A 19,660-nucleotide genomic window follows, 5' to 3' on the forward strand; every position below is an offset into this window, starting at 1 on the left:
CTGAACTTCCGCTTGAGCAAAGGTAAAAGCAAAACCCATCGCACACGCCAACGGCGGCTAAGCAGCTACAGCAGTACCCGTCAAGTAAAATGATACAAATCAGAGAGCTTTGCCTGAGCGGACGAACAAGTTGTTTCTAAGAACGGTTGACTGAAGGCAGACCACGTAAAATTTGTAGATCTGAGTCAAACACTTCAAAATCAAAGACGATTACCAGCCACCCCATGGGTCCCGTAATGCCCCAACCGCGCTCAATTGCTTTTATCTGCTGCTTTCTGCTTTGTGCAACAGCGGCAGCACACCCCTCTGCAAACAATACTGTCGACATTCTTCACTGGTGGGTTTCCGAGGGTGAGGAAAATAGCATTGGTATTATTCAGCGCTATATAGAAAAGCAGGGTCTTGGCTGGCACGCCGAGGCCGTTGCCGGAAGCGGCACCTATCGATTCAGCGACGAGTTGCGCAAGCGAGTAGCTTCTGGAAATCCGCCCATGGCATCACAGGCTATTGGCTATGATATTCGCGACTGGGCCCGCCAAGGCAAGCTATTGAACCTTGATAATATCGCCGAGGAATACCAGTGGGATGAAGTCATCCCATTCGCTATCCAGCACCTTTCGAAATATCAGGGACACTGGGTGGGTGTGCCTATAAACACGCATTCCACCAATTGGCTCTGGGTGAATCATGCACAACTAACACGCTTGGGCCTGAAGCAGCCGGACACCTGGCCAGATCTGATTAATATGCTCAATACAGCCAAAGCCAGCGGACTGATCCCAATCGCAATTGGCAGAGAGGCTTGGGAGCATACCTTGCTATTTGAATCGGTGGCCGCTGGGGCCGGGGGGGCAGAGTTCTATCGGCGAGTATTTCTGGATCTGGACCCTACTGCACTCGACATGAAGATCATAGATCAGATATTTCAACGCATGAGCATGTTACGAAACTTTCTGGACGCGGGGGCAATCACTCGCAACTGGAATCAGGCCACCGAACTTGTACTGTCAGGACAGGCCTTGCTGCAGGTTCAGGGAAGCTGGGTTGACGGTGAGTTTAACGCCAGTGGGCTTGTCCCTGGTCGTGACTACGACTGTTATCGCTTTCCTGATACTCAGGGATTAGTACTGTTCAATAGTGATCAGTACATCCTATTCAAAGACCATGTCGTCGAACCTGAAACAAGAAACACATTTGTTAAGACACTTATGGACGTTGAGTTGCAACGAGATCTCAACATCGCTACCGGCGCTGCGCCCGCGCGGGTGGACGTGCCTCGAGCGGACTTTAACCAATGTGGTCAGCAAGCTATCAACGACATGCGTGCCGCCAATATGCGAAGAGCGATGTTGGGATCGATTGCAATGGGAAACGCCAACCCCGGGCCTGTCAAAAATGCTCTTTACAAAGTTATCAGTGATCACCTTATGGGCCACATAAGCAACAGCCAGGCGGTAAGCCGCCTTGCTCAAATCATTTCTCAAGCACCTCGCCCATAGGAAAGCCAATGCATCTGTTCAGTAATCTTAAACTGACCAGCAAAATCGTTATGCTGGTTCTCCTTTTAGGCGCTCTGGCTGTCAGCATCACGTTCTATTCCATGACTAATCTGTACGACGTGAATCACAACTACCGTGCTCTGTTGAACAGAGATGCTCAGGCCTCACTTTTGATCAACAAGGCCCTACTGGACCTGAGCGATTCCAGCAAACTTGTACTCTCTGTTCTGACCGAACAGGAAGTGGCAAAGATGCGGGCAACACAGGAAAAGCTCAAGAATCTTCAGATCCAGCTCGATGATAAAATCACACGCATTGCACCACTGCTTGATGAGGGAAATTCAAAACTCGACGCAATTCAGCAACAGAAAGAGATAGTTTTTGCGCTGGCTGACGCAATTATTAACTCCGCCGCCCGCTGGCGAGGCGATAAGGCTCTTAATATCATTCATGAAGAGTTTGACCCGCAACTCAACGCGATGCGTCAAGACATGGACGACCTCAAAGAAGCCACTATCACGCGTTTTCAGAGGGCTTCACAAACTCTTGATATGACAACCCGCAACACTCTATTCAATACAACGCTGCTCTTTAGCCTGGCTCTGGTGACCGTCATCGGCCTCTCGGCCTACCTGTCATTTACTCAGATATCACGCCCCATAAAACAACTGACCAACGCAATGCGCAGACTGAGTACTCGGGATTACCAACAGAATATCCAACATACTCAACGCCATGATGAGGTCGGCGAAATGGCAAAGGCTCTCCAAGTGTTTCGTGACACTATGCTACGAGCCGACAGACTGGAGGTTGAAGCAGCAGATAACGCCAGAGCACGGGAGCTTGCAGAACAAGTGGCTCAGGCCAAAGCCAACTTTCTGGCAACGATGAGCCACGAAATCCGCACCCCAATGAATGCCATTCTGGGGCTCGCACAACTCAGCCTTCGCCACCCGCTAGAGCCTCGCCAAAAAGACCGGGTAGAGAAAATCATGCGTGCAGGTGAGCATTTGCTGGGCATTATTAACGATATCTTGGATTACTCAAAGATAGACAGCGGTCATGTCTCCGTAGAGACCATTTCTTTTTCTCCCGAAGAATTGTTGACCGATGTCGAAGAAATGCTTGAAGAAACGACTGAAAGCAAGGGGTTGAGTCTGGCTCTGGATGTGAAAGACTGCCCTGCCCTGCTCGTCGGCGATCCGATGCGGATTAGCCAGATTCTGCTTAACTATACCAACAATGCAATAAAATTCAGCGACCACGGGCAGATCGTTATTCGCCTGAAATTAGAACAGGAAACCGATAACACTCTGTATCTGTACGGTGAAGTTGAAGATCAAGGCATTGGCCTGGACGACCGGCAAATTCAGCAGCTGTTCCAGCCATTTCATCAGGCTGACAACTCGATTTCCCGACGGTTCGGTGGTACAGGTCTAGGCTTGGCAATTTCCCGCAACCTTGCCGAATTGATGGGGGGCAGTACCGGAGTCTGCAGTACACTCGGCCAGGGCAGCACCTTTTGGTTTCGTGTTCGGGTTTATCTCCCCGAGGCGGATGAAACAACTCCCGCAACTGCTCCCCTCAGTCAGAAGCTTGAGCCCACTCACAACCTGCAGGGACTTCGCCTACTTCTGGTAGATGACAACGAACTTAACCGGCTTGTTGCCAGCGAACTGTTAATGGATGCGGGCATTCTGGTTGATAATGCCAGCGACGGGCAGAAGGCCCTGGATATGCTTGAAGCCTCGGCTGACAATACCTACGACGTGATTCTTATGGACATGATGATGCCAGAGCTTGATGGCCTCAGTGCAACCCGCCAGTTACGCAGAAACCCACGCTTCAGAAAGATTCCAATCATCGCTATGACAGCCAACGTCACTGAGCGGGATGTGGCATCGTGCCTTGAAGCAGGCATGAACGCGCATGTAGCCAAACCTATAGATGACAAGGCACTCCTGAGAATTCTTGCGAAATACTGCAAAAAGAGCCAGAGCCGGGCTCTGGATCCAAGGCCACTGGAGCATCTCAAACGCCTTATTGCCCCGGAAAAGTTCAACACTATGATTGACATGCTCCTTGAGGATTGCCAGCAACGCGGGCAGGTGTTTCAATCACTGACAGCACAGACAGAGCCGCAACAACTTCTTCAGCACGCCCATGACCTGATCGGTACCGCCGGGCACGTAGGCCTCAATAACCTGAAAAACCTCGGCGAGGCCTTGAAAAGGGCAACTCGGGATGGGGATGCTCAGGCGATACAGCAATTAGTGCAGGACATTTATCATGCGACGCTGGATGCCACACAGGAATTGCAACAGCACTTTCAACGGTGATTTGCCCACACAAGGTCGGAACCCGGTTTCATGCATAGCCTTCTAAGCCAGCAACGCTGCACAAAATCAACGAGTTATAGCAGACAGCAAGTCCTTATTGTCGACGATCAACCTCTGAGCCTTGCCTTTGCGTCTGCAGAGATCGAGGATATTTGCAATCCAATACAAGCGCATAGCGGAGAGCAGGCGCTTCAGCTAGCCGCGAGCGAACAACCAGACCTGATCCTTCTGGATGTGCATATGCCAGACATTAGCGGGTTTGAGGTCTGTCGCCGCCTAAAACAGAACCCTAAGACAGCCCACATCGCCGTGATATTTCTGACGATTCTGGATGAAGAAGTTAACGAAGAGCAAGGGCTGAGCCTCGGGGCTATAGACTACATAGCAAAACCCTTTAGCCCCGCCATTCTAAGGGCTCGGGTACGCAACCATCTACTCATCCAGCGACAACGCATGCAACTGCAGCGACTGGCTCAGTTTGATGGCCTCACAGGACTTGCTAACCGACGCAGCTTTGATCAGGCTTTGAATGCGGAATGGCAGCGCCTTACCAAGCTCCAAGAACCACTCGGTCTAATAATGCTTGACGTTGATGCGTTTAAGCCCTTCAACGACCACTACGGCCATCAAGCGGGCGATCAAGTTCTCGAACAGGTTGCCAACGCAATCAATCTGCAGATGCAGCGGAAACATGATCTTGCCAGCCGATATGGCGGTGAAGAATTCGCGTGTATTCTGCCTCACACCGATAAAAAAGGTGTCTGCAGCATCGCTGAAGGTATCCGTGCTGCTGTATACGGCCTCCATATCCCCCATCGAACGTCCACAGTCGCTCCTTGGCTTACCGTAAGCATTGGCGCGACAAGTATAACGCCAGATACCGAAAGCAGTCTTGAAAGTTTAATCGCGGTAGCCGACCAGTGTTTGTATGAAGCAAAAAACAAAGGGCGTAATCAGGTTACGGTGAAATAAGAGACGAATGGATTGGGCAGACCTGATCTATGCAGGATAATAGATCCTCTGTACTAGACGGCTTAAGCAATACAGCATCGAAAGACAAGTCTTGCATATCGGGCCGAGAGCGTGCAGGAGAAGCCGAATAGAGTAATACCGGTAACTTGGGACGGAGACGACGAACTTCCCTCAGTAAATCCCAACCATCTGCACTTGGCATAAACTGATCAGTAATAATCAAATCAACCTGTGTATCTCTCAGGCCGGCTATAGCTTCTTCCACATTAGCTGCCAACGTCACCTCAAAGCCATAACCTGAAAAAAGATCACCGAGAAACATTCGAGGTAACGCCACATCATCGACTATCATAAGGCTACGCCCGCCGCCATCAGTCGTGTCGACATGACTCTCCACAAACACTGAGTCCATCTCTTCTTCCGAAGCGTCATTCAGCCATAGCACGAAACTAAATTTACAGCCCCCCTCCTCATTCTTCTCAAACTTCAGGTGAGACCCCATCTGCGCCAGCAAGTTTTTAACGATCGACAAACCAAGCCCAACACCTTCTACACTCTCTACATTACTGCCACGCTGAAATGGCATCAGTATTCTGTCACTCGCCCCCTCTGGCAACCCTATTCCGTTATCTACAACTGAAAACTGTATGCAAAACTCCCGCCCTTGGCTTCCGATAGTTTCAACATTCAGATCAATTGAACCCTCTTTTGTGAACTTGGCTGCGTTATTCAACAGGTTGATCAAAACCCGCCGGAGTTGACGGAAATCGGCGTTGACCAGCCTAGGCAACCCCTCCGCAAAGGAGCAGTTCAACCGGTTGCGCTGACGTGAAGCGAGGTAGCCCCCTTCATCTTCAATCTCTCTCAAAAAACCGAACAGATATCCGGGCGCCAGGCTAAGTTCAATCTGACTCAACTCAGTTTTGGAGAACTCGAGGAGGTCGTCAATGAACTCAATTTGTTGAAGAGCGATGCGTTCAATTTTGTTGAGATATTCAGGAATCAGCTGAGCTTTCACTTGACGCACATTACTAATGATACGGTTGAGCGGGCTCCTAAGGTCATGACTAACTCGCGCCAGCAGCGTGCTTCGAGCATGTAGCGCTTCGCGTAATTGCCGAGTGCGTAAATCAACCTGTTTCTCAAGCCGTTCACTCTCCACACGCTGCAGAAAGGACACCTCGGCAAGGGCATCTCTCTTTTGCTGTAGTGAACGGACAATGCCAAAAATCAGCGTACTTATGACGACGACACTCAGAGCAAAAACAGACTCCCTTGGATGTTCCGCACTATAATGCCAGAGACTTTCCCCGGTTTGCTGCCATGACCACCAGCCAATCTGAACCAGCACCAGACCTCCGGGCAGCCATGCAAGCTTGCCAAGCTTAATCCCCCGGTAAAAGGCGAACAACGGTAAAGCCATCACCAGAGGGTAATGTCCAATCATGAAAAAGGAATACAAACCGGAACTCGATACGGGATCTACAAAAGCGCCTGCCAAAAGCCCTATAGAACCAATGAAGGCATAGACGCAAAATACGAGACTCATCCATGAACCCCAAAAGCGCACCTGAAAAAGTGAATAACAATAGGCGTAAAAAAATACTGCGAAAGCCGCTGACAGTAGTCCGATCAGCTCGCTAGTCCAAGGCAACAGCGATGGTAAATAGAGCAAATAACCGGCTACTACAAGGGACATTAACGAGTAAAAAAATAGAGCCAAACAACTAAGCGACAGCAGGTAAAATTGCGTAATTATGCTAATCACCAAGCCCATGCCAACAAGAAGTAAGATGGCACCAAGGAGGGCCCCCTCAGCGAGACCGCTGGATGCCACATTGTGAACGACCCCTATCTCATCCCACAGCATTGGTTCAACCCACCTTGAGCTTTAACTGACAACACTTACCAAAACCTGCATCTGATCATGAGCGCCAAGTAACCAACGCTCGCAAATAGAGCCTCCGCTATTTATCATCTCAAAGCAAAGTCATTCCCAGCCGAAGTACAAGGCTTCAGCGTTTCCTGCACAGACAGCGATATAGAATAAACGGCAAGTGAAACGGTCAGGCTTGCCATTAGGTATCGATATACCAGTTCAGCTGCCCTTAGCCTGCTGACGAAACTGGGTCGGTGTCATACCTACGCCATTGCGAAAAGCCGTCGTAAAGTTGCAAGCACTGCCAAAACCGAGCCACTCAGAAATGTCTTGTACACTCAGGTTGCTATCACTCAGCAGCTCCTGACCTTTTCGCAAGCGTACTTCTCGGATATACGCAAATACTGTCACCCCCATATGCTCACGAAACAACTTAGATAGGCGTTTATCATGAGTTCCTACACTACGCGCGATCTCTTGTAGCGACGGAAGCTCTCTTAGGTTCTGCGAAATGTAGCGCACTACCGCCCTCAGCAGGAGCTCGTCCTCACTTGTAGTCGCCAGCACAGGCTCGCCAAGTTCCGACGTATCTCGATGCTGTAGCTGGAGATGGATTCGCATACGCGCCAGCACTTCCAAGGGTTCGTAAGGTTTGAGAATGTAATCAACGCCCCCCATTTGAAGCCCTTCCAAGCGATGATCCAACGACCCTGCTGAAGTAAGAAAAATAACAGGTGTAACCCGCGCTGCGTCAGACTCGCGCAGTAAACGGCAAAAAGTAAAGCCATCCATGTGGGGCATTTGGACATCCAACAAGATCAGGTCGGGTTGCAATAGAAGTGCTCGTTGAAAACCTTGACGGGCATCATGAGCTAGAGAAATTCGCCACCCCTGATCGTTCATTGCCGACACCACAGAGCGGACATCATCGGGCGAATCATCAACCACTAAAATGTGTGGTCTGGACATCTTATCAATGGATGGAACATGCTCACCAAATGCCGCTCTGGTGTTATCCATAGACCATTTACCCTAAATCAAACTTTTTTTGGAGGTTTTCCGCGCAAGCAAAGCCTTAAACCGTGCATTCAAAAGCACCAGACATTACGCCGCAGTAACATATCACGAATATCGCAGGCATTGCTCCAGCCAAACAATAAATTGTTATACCGAGGATAGAACGTTGCGCGATGCAGATTATTTTACTGAGTTGTTCTGGTTCACTTCGGTTGTGGAGCTAGGTAGCTTTTCAGCAGCCGCGGAACATATGGGTGTCGCGAAGTCTGGACTGAGTAAAAAAGTTAGGCATCTTGAAGAACGGTTGGGCGTTCAGCTGCTAAACCGCAACAACCGCAAACTTGTTGTTACAACAATAGGTGAAGAAATCTATCGACACGCTCTTGATATGTTGGCGGCAGGTCATGCTGCACAGATTAGCGCCTCAAATACACAAAAAAAGCCGGGCGGACTTATTCGCGTAGCCATACCAACGATTCTATCGAACTGGCTATTCGACGTTATGAGCCAGTTTCAAAGCAAAAACCCAGACGTACGCTATGAAGTTCACATCGTTGACAATGCAGTCAACACTGCCTTACTCCACGTCGATCTTTGTCTCAGCGTTCACCCTTCTCCGATAGATAGCACCGACCTCGTAGTCCGTCCACTAGCGACCTTACAACAGCAATTGCTTGCAAGTCCGAGTTTTATCCGGAGGTTGAATAATGTGACACAAATGGCAGACTTAAGAGACCAGCAACTTCTTGTCTGGGGCACCTATGGCGCCCCCAAACCTTGGGTGACAAAAAACACCACCCGAATTATTAAAAACCCCGCTGTCATGGCTCCTGATCTTTACGCACTGAAAGAGGCTGCCAAAGCTGGACTAGGAGTTGCGTGCCTCCCATTGTTAGTATGCCGAAACGAGCTCGACAGTCGTGCGCTCATGCCCGTTTGCGAAAACGTTCTGCCCGAACCACTCCAGTTAAATAGTCTTACACCCTCAATTCGTGGCATTACGTTGACTACACGCTGCTTTATTGAAGCCATTAAGGAAACGCTAACGGAAGCTGGAAACCAGAAAGAGGTACACAAATAAGCAAGATCCACTCATTCAAACCCGGCATCCAAACTAGCCGCAACGTACATCCTTAAATCACGGCACTGCTCTTCAAATTCACCGCGGTACTCTCCACGGCAAATCAAAGGGTCCTGAACCACCGTTCAACGCAGCCCAGTGGAGGTGCTTTCGATTGCACGTTGTGGGCCGGTGCTGTCCTGACCAATGCGAATGTAGTAAGCAAATGGCAAAGCTTAGGTTTTCTCCAGACAGGGATAGTAGCTCCTATCTAAGGTTTCCTATACAAATATGGGATTCGCCACTCCGGTCGCAAAGCGGGCATTCGGGTTGGACTATGACACAAAGCGCACCGGTGATTTTTATGGAGCGAAGCGGCGTAAAGGGCATCCGAGTAATGCGTATTTTTACATTTTGGGCTCAAGTTCTAGTAATTTAGGTGACCATTTTTCTGGTAGTTGTAGCGCTAGACTCAAGATGGGATTGCCGGACGGTTACAGTGGGTACATCAAGTCCACGGTGACACCTCTCGCATTTTTAAAATCATTCTTCTGCCCTTTGATTGGCAAGTCGGCCGGTAGGCTACGTCGAAATGCATAAAAATCAGCGGTTATTCTTCCGGCCGGCTTCGCCTTAAAGAAACGTCGTGATAGGAGGGTGAGGGCTGATATTCCGCCGAGTATTGAATGGCTTCCACGGTAGCGGGTGACAGGGGGGCATCTATCATGGCTGAAGTTGTTGTGATCAAATCCTCAACTCGGACCCATCCCTCATCTGATCGGAATTTGGCACCTTTCTCAGATATTATCTGTTCGAGTACGGCCATTCCGGAAAGATGCAGAGACACAGCATTCGCATAACGTTGATTGACAATAGCTGTGGGTAAGTATGGCTTGGCATCGCGGAGCGCACTCAAACACCTACGAAGACCTTTATCATGCACGCCACTGAATTTACGCCATGCAGCTCGGTCTGCACGCAATTGCACCAAAAAACGCAAATAGTAGCCAGGGCTTCTCCTATCCAGTAAGTAGTGAGCCAGCGGCAAAAGTAGGCATCGCACGACCTGTTCCGATGAAATCAGGTGCCCCGAACTTTCTGCCTGAGCCTTGGCTAGCATATCCTGCCGCAACTGATCCATGGGCTTTGAATGTAGGTGGAGCACGGATTCGATAATCGCATCCTGAGAACCAAAGTGATAATGAATAACTGACTCATTCTTTTGCCCCGCTTCCTCTCGAATCTGTCGCTGGGTGGCCCCCCTAATCCCATTGAGGGCAAATACTTTTTCCGCAGCTAGTGTTAATTCAAGGCGGGTACCGTTGATCGCCGGGAGTTTACTTTTACTTTGTGTGCTCTTGCTCTTGCTCTTGCTCTTAACATCAGCCACTACAGTTGCCCATTTTTAAAAGTGTGGTCAATCTACCACAGCAATAATTATTGAATAGGCACAAACGCTTGCTTTATCGCATAGCGCACGAATTAGCCAAGCTTAAATCATCCCCTTACATCCGTTCATACCCGCGTGTCGATTGGTGGGACACTATGAGCAATACTGACCTAGTGATACATGGGGTCCTATTGAGCCTTTTAAACCATTTCCATTATAACATGGTAGCACGCAGTTCAAGTCCTGCGAAGAGAAAATTAACCAAAAAACTCTCATGAAATTGGCGTTAAAGTACCATGTTGTTGTTCTGGAAGTGAATCGGTAGCTACTCAAGATGAGCTGACCAGCTAGGTATGCCCTGATTGACTTAAAGATTAGCAGCCGCCAATTGCCCAAAAAAGACATTTCTGCAGCCTTAGTAATGCCATAGCATTATAATATGCGCAGGTACAGTTAGAACACGCATAACCAAAATTTGGACTCTAAAGAGCGGGAGCGCGCAAAAGCCTAAAACTCATTCTCGGATAATGCTTTGCTCCCTGAGCTATATCCCACCTTTAGCCTTTATCTCCGAAGATTTTTATTTCACAAGGAGAAAGTCTCAATAGCCTTCGAATCAGTTGCGAAAATATTTTCCTCTTTGATGTGCTGGGCCAGTCCTGTCCGTGAAAGCGCTTCCCTCAGCGGGAGCTTGGGGCCGGACAGATAGAGGGTAATGCCCCTTGCATCTAGGAAGGACCAGATATCCTGAAGCGTATCTAGGCCGGTAGAGTCGACCTGATTCAGGGAGGAGGCGGAAATTAACACTGCTCGTACGTTCGGATCGGCATCCACTCTTTTGCGAATAGCGCGTTCCAGCATTGGCGCTGTCAGATAGGTTAGGGATGCATCCATACGAAGGCCAAGAATCCCCTCGGCAATGGGTGGCAGTTGATAAAGGCTTCTGTCACGAAACCCACCCGTTTCGTGGACACCCAGTTCAATGATTCGCGGCATGGCATGGTGATACAGAAAGGCGAGCAGAGAGGCTGCCATTCCCGCCACTATTCCCCAGTAAAGATTGGGCACGGTAAGCAGTGTCACAATCAGCGTAACGATGGCTACTGCGCCATCCTTGGGGTTCTCGCGACATAACCTGATAAGGGATCGGACATCAATCAGCCGGGTGACTGGCACGATGATAATGGAGGCAAGAATCGCGGTCGGCAGGTGATACAGGAGTTGTGTGAAGCCGAAAAGGGAGGTCAGCACCACCAGCGAGGCGATCAGGGTGGATCGGGCGGTTTTTGCGCCACTGTAGGCATTCAGCGCCGTGCGAGAAAAGGAACCGCTGACAGGAAAGGCGCCGCTGAAGCCGCTGGCCATTTTTGCCAGTCCCTGACCGATTAGCTCCTGATTTCTGTCCCAGGGCTCTCCGGTCATTCGCGACATGGTGCGACAACTCGACATCGCTTCGGTAAAGCTGATCAGGGCGATGATAGCCGCGGGCAGAAGGAGGGCCAGGTGCTGATCAATGGAAAGCGTCAAAGGCAGCGAAAGCTCGGGGAGGCCACTACCGATAGGCCCAATGACGGAACCACCGTGCCCCCCGAATCCCAGCAGGTAGCTGCCGGCAATTCCAATCAATGTCACGACCATCACAGCCGGCAAGCGTGCTGAGAATTTCCTGAGTAAGCGCAAGACCACAACGCCACTCAGGCCGAATCCGGCGGTTACCATTAGCCGGAAGGAGTCTTGTTGCCATTCGTGCCGGATCGTGGATAGCCAGCCGCCTTCGGTGCCCGTGCTGAAACCCAGCAAGGAGGGCACCTGAGAAACGATTATGATGACTGCGGCGGCGTTCACAAACCCCTGAAGAACGGCATTTGAGACGAGGTTGGCGAGGATGCCCATGCGGAAAGTGCCCATGGCAAACTGCATGAGACCGGAATAGAGGGCGAGCCATATCGCCATAACCACCCATTCCGGTGACCCAGCTTCGGCCAGGGGTTGAAGCGCTGCAAAGGTCAGCAGACTGGTCAGCGCAACAGGCCCTACCGCAAGTATCGACGATGAGCCGAACAATGCCCCGACAATGCCTGGCAGCAAGGCGGCATAGAGCCCCGTGACGGGGGGCATCCCCGCGAGTTGGGCATAAGCCAGCGCCTGGGGAATCAGTACCAGCCCAACCGTTATGCCGGCAATGGCATCTGCCCGGGCCTGCTGTTTTGTGGGCCTGGCCCACTTCAGGAAAGGAAAGAGCTTGAAGAGCATTTTGCTTGGGGACCCCCTCATAAAAGCTCTGAGCGGCAATGTGTAACGCCTGAGTGAGAGCCACTATGGGCTCGAACATACTGCTTCTCACCTAAAGACTGACAAGATGAGCGTCTTCCTGCCCTGAAGCATGCTCACGCTGCCTCTATCAGGAGTGGTTGCGCGATTCATAGCCAAATATTTTGCTATCGGCTTGAACCAATAATCAGACCATTGAGTTTTGCCCGAGCCCCTTAATTCTACTTATAGTTGTATGGCTATAACTTATCTTTTACCCCGGGCGGAATAAGATCAGAAGGTACCTCGACACCGGCTTCCTTGTAGTAGCGATAGGCTCCGGCATGCAATGGCACGTTCATCTCACTGAGCGCCGTTTCGAGTGTGATCACCTTCATCCAGTCCGCCGCCTGATGAAAAGCTTTGATGTTCTCGAAGATCGTCTTCGTTACCTTGTAAACAATCTCTTCTTCGACGCCAGCATGGGTACCAATCCCCGCCCATGCGCCAATCGCTACTACGGATCCATCATTGGCCTGACTGTCACCGTAGAGGTCCGGTGGAATACGCTCAATTGTGCGCCCTACAATACCCAGAATTTCCTGCATCCTCGGCGTCTTGATATCATCCTCAGAGAGACCGATAAGTCGGATGTCGTTCAGGAGAGCGAATTGTGAGATCAGCGCTGAAGGCATTTCGGTTGGGATAATCATTAGGTCAACCTGGCGATCCTGAAAAGCTTGCTGCCCCGAAGACCAATCAAGCCGAGATTGTTCGAAGTCCTCACCTGGCTCGAAGCCGGTTGCTGCCTCGATAATTCCAAGAGCGGTGGTCGTTGCCGATCCCCCGGGAGGACCGAGGAAGACTCGCTTTCCCTTGATGTCATCCAGAGATTCAATTCCAGAGTCGGCGTAGGTAACAATGTGATAAGGCCCTGTCGGAAAATTGAACACGCTTCGAAGTTCCTCGGAGAGCTCTGGCGCCGAGGGCATATTCGCGAACATGGCGGTGCCCGTCTGCATGTACTGATTAATGGCAGGGGACGAGATGTAGAAGTCAACTTGCCCGCTGGACGCATCCAGAGCCGAGCGAGGCGACGCCATGCCTGAGGTCAGGTTGATCTTAACGGGCAGACTTTTCTGCAAAACCGTCTGCATAGTGGTCGAAACTACGAAATAAGATGTTCCCGGAGATGCGGTATGCATCCGTAGCTGGATCGTATCCTCAGCCCATGCTGTCACGGATGTACTGAGCATAAGTGCCGCCAAGAACAGACACACGGTACGTTTTACAGTTCTTAAATTGAGCATTAATATTTTCCTTTTCTTTTCAAGCACGGGGAAAAGTCTAAATAGCCCGTGTACAGGGATCGAATATGAGCGACCAAACTTAAATTGGTCGCCGCCCGACAACTTATTTAATCTCTGGAGGAATAAGATCTGAAGGCACTTCGACACCGGCCTCCTTGTAGTAGCGATAGGCTCCGGCGTGCAATGGCGCGTTAATCTCGCTGAGCGCAGTCTCGAGTGTGATCATCTTCATCCACTCCGCCGCCTTGTGAAAGGCTTCGATGTTCTCGAAAATCGTCTTCGTGATGTTGTAAACCAGCTCGTCATCCACACCTTTATGAGTGCCGATGCCAACCCACGAGCCCACCGCCTCAACTATCTCGGTATTGGTCTGATTTTCGCCGTAAATGTCAGGCTGTATGCGCTCAATAGTTCGCCCAGGGATCGCCAACACGCTCTGCATTGCCTCAGACTGTTTATGCTCTTCCTGAATGCCAATCAGACGAATTTCACCCAATAGAGCATATTGAGAGATAATTGCTGAAGGGAGCTCAGTGGGAATAATAGCTAGATCAACCTGTCGATCCTGGAAAGCTTGCTGACCAGAAGACCAGTCAAGGCGGGCCTGGTCATAGTCAACGCCAGCCTTGTATCCTGTTGAACCCTCTACAATCGCCAGAGCGACGGTAGTGGCCCCGCCGCCCGGGGGGCCCAAAAAAACACGCTTACCTTTAATATCCTTAAGCGTTTGGATTCCGGAATCAGCATAAGTGATGACATGATAAGGCCCCAGAGGGAAGTTCAGTACACTTCGAACGTTCTTATAAAGTTCCGGCGCCTCGTTCATCTCCGCATACATTGCGCTACCGGTGTCCATGTAGTGGTTAATGGCCGGCGCCGATATGAAGAAGTCCACCCGACCATTAGCGGCATCTAGTGTTGAGCGGCTAGAGGCCATACCCGATGTCATATTGATGCCGACGTCTAGGTTTCGCTGCAGAACAGATTGCATCGTGGCTGAAAAGACAAATGCAGAATTACCATGTCCCGCCGTGTGCATTCTGATTTGGGTTTCAGCTATCGTCATGCTTGCTGCGACAGCCAGTGCGGCGCCAAGCGCCAATGCAAAGTTACGTTTTACTAGTGACATCAGTGTGCCCTCCTTCTGATTGTTGTTGTATTGTCGTTATTACTCATTCGCTCGCTATCCGTCTTCGTCGAGCAAAGATTTTGTCTCCGAAGAACAACAGCCCTACCAAGGCGAGCCCGATCAGTTCAATTGAGGTACCTTTAACCATGAGCAGGATGGCTGCGGAAATACGTAGTCCGCGATCAATCATGGTTAGAGGTCGAGACCCATAGCCAGAAAAGGCCGTCGTCAATGCCCATATCACAGCTGCGATCCGTAGCAGGCCCCAGAACAGCTCTACCGGATCAGATCCAACTCCCAGAAGAAGCGATGGATTAAATACAAAGAGGAACGGAATAATGAAACCAACGAGTGTCAACCGGATCGAGACGAGACTGACCATGAGGGGGTTCGCGTGAGCGATTGGGGCTGCGGCAAAAGCAGCTAAGGCCACTGGAGGCGTAATTGCCGAAAGTACCCCGAAGTAGAGGACGAACATGTGAACTGCTATGGTGGGCACACCAAAACGTTCAATGGCGGGCCCCATGACCAGCACTATGATCAAATAGGCAGGCAGAGTTGGCATGCCCATGCCGAGAACCAGACACCCTAGAGCAGTCAGCACCAAGCTCAGGAAGAGGTTGTCGCCTCCAATCGCTGCCACAGACTGGGCAAAGCTAAGGCCCAACCCGGTCAAGTTCATCCCCGCAATGATGATTCCGATCGCGCCGACTGCAATCATTATTTTCGAGCCGGCCACTCCACCTTGTGCCAGCGCGTACATTAGATTCTGAGGAGCGCGGCGGATTTCCGGATTCAAAAACCCGAAGACCATCGCCGAGATTGTGGCCAACACCCCAGCCATGGCTGGCGAGCGCCCAGTCGCCATAACTCCGATTACTGTTATTACCGGAACGATGAACATCAGCGACCGGAGCCAATCATCGCGGGTCAAGACAGGCAGTTCGTCCTTGGGCGTTGGTTTGATACCCAGGCTCTTGGCCTCGAAGTACACCGCACAAAACAAACCCGCCACATAAAGCATAGCGGGTAAAAGAGCGGCGAGACAGATGAGCAAGTATGAGGTCCCAGTCAATTGAGCCATCAGGAAGGCCACCGCGCCCATGACCGGAGGGATAATTTGACCTCCGGTCGACGCCGCCGCCTCCACAGCTCCAGCAAATGCAGGACTAAATCCCCGGTTCTTGATCATTGGAATGGTAAAGGCGCCTGTGCCGGCAACGTTAGCGGTTACGCTGCCAGACATAGTGCCAAACAACATGCTGGCAAGAATGGCGGAATGGGCGGGGCCACCGGCTATCCGTCCCGTAGCGCGGATAGCCATTCGAATCAGAGCTGGGCCAGCACCGGTAGCCTCCAGCATGACCCCAAAAACGATGTAAATGAAGAGCAGCTCGATTACCACGGCCACTGGCATTCCGAATACACCAGTAAAGCCATACCACATTCCCTCTATGGTCTGGCCCATTGTGAACCCAGCGTGCTGGAAAACACCTGGCAGCGACTCACCGAAGAAGCAATAAATTAGGGTCAGGGCGCTGAAGAGGGATAATCCAAGGCCAAACTCGCGGCGCGTAAATTCGATAAGAGCGATCAATGCACCCAGCGCAATTAACTGATCCTCCAGGGAATAGGAGACCAACATATTCTGAAGATTGGCCGCAGAAGCAACGAAGCGCTGAATACCCAACAGAAGGACGCCAAGCAGCACGAGATCGATCATCCAACATATAGCGACTAATTCTCGCTTGCGGACGTTGTACACCACGGCTAATGGCCGAACAAGCACCGCAACCAAGACACAAGCGGCGAAAAAAAGAGGCCGATGGTACGCCGGATCAAAAGTACCGAACAAGGCCACGTAGATTGCCAACATGGCCAGTACCGCACCGACCACGAGCCCTATCCGACGACTGTAAGTTGCAAGCATCTATCCTCCCAGAACCATCCAGAATTGTTTTTGTATTATCGCTGTATGAAAACATCGAATTTAATGGATGTCAATTATAATTAGTCATATTTACTTAACATAATCAGTAGCGCGTGGCTCACCGCAGAAGAAACCCAGCTTTGGTCATGACTCAGCGCATCGATAGCCAAAAAGAACGCAGTGTGAACACTGAATAGCAGCCTACATAACTATCTTCAGCCAAAATTAGCACGGTCAAGGCAACAAAAAATCACTTAACACGCATCTGCCAAAGCAACACAATATAATGGAGGTTACTTAATAAGGTGCACTTTTCAACAAATAGTGTCAAAACCTTTAGAGGATACAACCTGACCACGGGAACCAGTCTTTCCCGGGAACTCATCTACGAGCGAAGACGATGGCACCGAGACTTTGACACCCCGCACTACTACGCTGACCATCCGCAAATATCAAAACCTCTTCGGCACGACCTTTTCTCAGCTCGGTAAGGGGGGGGGGTATAGGTTGACCTTATCTCTACACACCACTGCGTACCCTCTCTCTTCAGTAGTAGGCGAAGCTATTCTCGAGTACTTAAAAAATGCACGCCCACACGTCGAGGAGCGAAGGCTGTTTTCCGGGTTGTGGCGCCCGTCCGACCTGTACCGGCGGTTACTGTGTCCAGCCGCGCGACGCACTACTTGCGCAAAGCGGGTATTAATGTCCGTCGCCCGAGTTCGCACACCTTGCGCCACACTTGCGTACAGCGATTGGTCGATGCCGAGCTCAACTTCAAGGTCATCGGCGATTACGTTGGTCATGCATCGCCAAGTTCCACCCGCATCTATACCAAGGTGGACGTGGAAACCCTGCGCATGGTGGCGCCGGGCCACGAGGAGGTGTTGCCATGACCGCCTCCTTCCACAGCGTACTGGGCAAGGATTTTTCGGCTTACTTGAGTTACAAGCGCGCGCAGGGCCGAAAATTTGATACTGAAGAGCTCGCCTTGTAATTATTCGATCGATTTTTGATCGAGGAACGGGTGAGCGATGCGGCGTTAGTGCAACCGGCGTTGATTGACGCCTTTCTCGCTTCGCGGCCACGCCCTCGCCCACGCAGCTATAACCACCTCTTGGGAATGCTCCGCTGCTTTTTTGCCTGGCAGGTGACTCAGGAGCGGCTAGCGCATTCTCCGGTTCGTGCTCACCCTGAGCCGGTGACTTCCCAGCTTAAACCCTTTCTGTTCGAACCGGCTCAGGTGGAAGACATCCTGACGTTGGCGTCACAGCTTCCGGACAATTCCCGGGCACCCTGTCGTGGCATAGTCTACCGAACAATCTTCAGGCTGATGTACGGTCTGGGCCTGCGTGTCGGCGAGATTGTGCATCTTCGGTATCGCGACGTCGATTGCCAGCGCAGCCTTCTGGCGATCGACAAGAGCAAGTTTGGCAAGACGCGTTTGGTCCCCTTCGGCCCGCGCATGGCGCAACAGATCGCTGTCTATCTACAGTTTGGCGTTGATCGGTATGCGCCATGGCAGCCGGATAATCCGGTATTTTCTTTTAGCTTATTCCCAGAGCGCAAGCCAATGCGTACTGAGACGGTCAGTCGGACATTTCACCACTTGATACTGAAGATGGATCCGTACGTGCCATCTGGCGTACGCCAACCTCATCTGCACTGCCTGCGCCATTCCTTCGCGGTCGCAACTCTGCTCCGCTGGTATCGCACCGGCGTGGATCCCAATCAACGACCCTTTCATCTATCAACCTTCATGGGCCATGCCGACCCGGCATCGACTGCCTGGTATCTGACCATCACCGAAGCACTGCTCCGGGAGGCGAGCCAACGGTTCGATCAGTTCGCCGATCCCCGCAAAGAGGAGGAACTATCATGACTGATCAATTGGAGCCTCTCGTCTTTGCCTTCTTAGAAGATCACCTTAAATGCCAACGGGGGCTGCGCCCGGCCAGCATCCGAAGTTATAAGGAGAGCCTGCGCCTGTTCTTGCAATTCGCTACAAAGGATAAGCATTGCCGGATCACCTGCTTGAAACTGGCCGATCTCACTGGTGAGCGAGTGCGCCATTTTCTGCAAAACCTTGAACAGGAACGTGGTAATGGGGTTAGAACCCGAAACCAGCGCCTGGCGGCGCTGCATACCTTTTTCGAGTATCTTGCCGGCGTGAGCCCTGCGTGCTCGGGGAAGCACAGCAAATGGCCTCCATTCCCGTCAAACGCCGGCAACCGGGCGAGACTCTGTATCTCGAACGCAACGAGATTAATGCTCTGTTCGCTGCCTTGCCCACCCTCAGGCTCTGCGCGACCAAGCCTTGCTTCGCTTCCTTTATAACACCGGAGCACGCGTACAGGAGGTAGCGGATCTGCACGCAATGCATTTGGAACTTGGTTCTGAGCCTCGAGTACTGCTGCATGGTAAAGGTGACAAATGGCGTACCTGTCCTTTGTGGATGCGAACGGCGGGTCTGATGCAGGACTTACTGGAGAAAAATCGGCAACGACGCCACTCCAATGACGCCGTCTTCCTGGTCCACAACAGTACGCCGCTGACCAGATTTGGTATCTACAAGATCGTGCGGCGTCATACCGTCAAGGTGGTGAAGAAAAGCGCAGATGGCACAGTGCGGCACATCTCACCCCATGTCTTACGCCACACGACGGCCGTGCATTTGCTTGAAGCAGGTGTCGAGGTCAACGTCATCCGCGCCTGGCTTGGACGCGTCAGTTTGGAGACCACCAACCGATACGCCGAGATCACCCTCCGAGTGAAAGTGGACGCGCTACGCACCTGTGAGTCTGTGAGTCTGTGAGTCTGTGAGTCTGTGAGTCTGTGAGTCTGTTCGGGATTCTCCGGCGGAGTCCCACCGAAAGCTAGTATGGCGA

Annotated in this window: 15 protein-coding genes; 8 read left to right on the plus strand and 7 right to left on the minus strand. The window is 51.3% G+C overall.

Annotation, left to right across the window (positions count from 1 at the left end; genetic code table 11):
• The first annotated feature begins 236 nt into the window (after positions 1-236).
• From KO508_RS11635 to KO508_RS11645, 3 genes are read left to right on the plus strand one after another with little or no spacing between them, the layout of a single operon-like run.
• Positions 237-1,499: an ABC transporter substrate-binding protein gene (locus KO508_RS11635; protein ID WP_216008475.1), complete on the plus strand. Its 1,263-nt coding sequence runs from the start codon at positions 237-239 to the stop codon at positions 1,497-1,499.
• An 8-nt stretch (positions 1,500-1,507) separates the two neighbouring features.
• Positions 1,508-3,838 (plus strand): response regulator, encoded by a 2,331-nt coding sequence (locus KO508_RS11640; protein WP_216008476.1) that lies wholly within the window; start codon positions 1,508-1,510, stop codon positions 3,836-3,838.
• Between the two features lie 30 nt (positions 3,839-3,868).
• Complete coding sequence (locus tag KO508_RS11645) at positions 3,869-4,810, plus strand: diguanylate cyclase (protein WP_216008477.1); 942 nt, start codon at positions 3,869-3,871, stop codon at positions 4,808-4,810.
• Here the strand turns inward: KO508_RS11645 and KO508_RS11650 are convergent.
• The gene (locus KO508_RS11650; protein WP_216008478.1) at positions 4,797-6,680 is read right to left on the minus strand and encodes a hybrid sensor histidine kinase/response regulator; all 1,884 of its coding nucleotides are present in this window, start codon (positions 6,678-6,680) and stop codon (positions 4,797-4,799) included. The genes KO508_RS11645 and KO508_RS11650 overlap by 14 nt on opposite strands.
• A 228-nt stretch (positions 6,681-6,908) precedes the next feature.
• Entirely contained in the window at positions 6,909-7,709 is an 801-nt protein-coding gene (locus KO508_RS11655) for a response regulator transcription factor (protein WP_216008479.1), read from the minus strand.
• Positions 7,710-7,872: 163 nt separating this feature from the next.
• Between KO508_RS11655 and KO508_RS11660 the strand changes: the two genes are divergently transcribed.
• Positions 7,873-8,787 carry a LysR substrate-binding domain-containing protein gene (locus tag KO508_RS11660; RefSeq protein ID WP_216008480.1) on the plus strand — a complete coding sequence of 305 codons (915 nt, stop codon included), beginning with the start codon at positions 7,873-7,875 and terminating at the stop codon, positions 8,785-8,787.
• Between the two features lie 589 nt (positions 8,788-9,376).
• Here the strand turns inward: KO508_RS11660 and KO508_RS11665 are convergent.
• From KO508_RS11665 to KO508_RS11685, 5 genes are all read right to left on the minus strand, one after another.
• Positions 9,377-10,156 (minus strand): TetR/AcrR family transcriptional regulator, encoded by a 780-nt coding sequence (locus KO508_RS11665; protein ID WP_216008481.1) that lies wholly within the window; start codon positions 10,154-10,156, stop codon positions 9,377-9,379.
• Between the two features lie 585 nt (positions 10,157-10,741).
• Positions 10,742-12,409, minus strand: a complete 1,668-nt coding sequence (locus KO508_RS11670) for a SulP family inorganic anion transporter (RefSeq protein WP_216008482.1) — start codon at positions 12,407-12,409, stop codon at positions 10,742-10,744.
• Positions 12,410-12,666: 257 nt separating this feature from the next.
• The gene (locus KO508_RS11675; protein ID WP_216008483.1) at positions 12,667-13,716 is read right to left on the minus strand and encodes a TAXI family TRAP transporter solute-binding subunit; all 1,050 of its coding nucleotides are present in this window, start codon (positions 13,714-13,716) and stop codon (positions 12,667-12,669) included.
• Positions 13,717-13,819: 103 nt separating this feature from the next.
• Positions 13,820-14,845, minus strand: coding sequence for a TAXI family TRAP transporter solute-binding subunit (locus tag KO508_RS11680; protein WP_216008484.1), 1,026 nt, complete (start codon positions 14,843-14,845; stop codon positions 13,820-13,822).
• A gap of 43 nt (positions 14,846-14,888) precedes the next feature.
• Positions 14,889-16,742, minus strand: coding sequence for a TRAP transporter permease (locus tag KO508_RS11685; RefSeq protein WP_216008485.1), 1,854 nt, complete (start codon positions 16,740-16,742; stop codon positions 14,889-14,891).
• A gap of 548 nt (positions 16,743-17,290) precedes the next feature.
• On the opposite strand from KO508_RS11685, the gene KO508_RS11690 reads away from it, so the two are divergent.
• The 4 genes from KO508_RS11690 (at position 17,291) to KO508_RS11705 (ending at position 19,587) form a co-directional block, all read left to right on the plus strand.
• The gene (locus tag KO508_RS11690; RefSeq protein ID WP_216008851.1) at positions 17,291-17,668 is read left to right on the plus strand and encodes a tyrosine-type recombinase/integrase; all 378 of its coding nucleotides are present in this window, start codon (positions 17,291-17,293) and stop codon (positions 17,666-17,668) included.
• A gap of 227 nt (positions 17,669-17,895) precedes the next feature.
• Positions 17,896-18,654: a tyrosine-type recombinase/integrase gene (locus KO508_RS11695; RefSeq protein WP_216008486.1), complete on the plus strand. Its 759-nt coding sequence runs from the start codon at positions 17,896-17,898 to the stop codon at positions 18,652-18,654.
• Positions 18,651-19,109, plus strand: a complete 459-nt coding sequence (locus KO508_RS19075; protein ID WP_216008487.1) for a site-specific integrase — start codon at positions 18,651-18,653, stop codon at positions 19,107-19,109. The genes KO508_RS11695 and KO508_RS19075 overlap by 4 nt, the downstream gene beginning before the upstream one ends.
• On the plus strand, positions 19,090-19,587 hold the full coding sequence (locus KO508_RS11705) for a tyrosine-type recombinase/integrase (RefSeq protein WP_252738081.1): 498 nt from the start codon (positions 19,090-19,092) through the stop codon (positions 19,585-19,587). The genes KO508_RS19075 and KO508_RS11705 overlap by 20 nt, the downstream gene beginning before the upstream one ends.
• The last annotated feature ends 73 nt before the right edge of the window (positions 19,588-19,660 follow it).

Origin of the sequence: Marinobacter salexigens, from assembly GCF_018860765.1 — a bacterium.
Taxonomy (GTDB): Bacteria; Pseudomonadota; Gammaproteobacteria; order Pseudomonadales; family Oleiphilaceae; genus Marinobacter; species Marinobacter salexigens_A.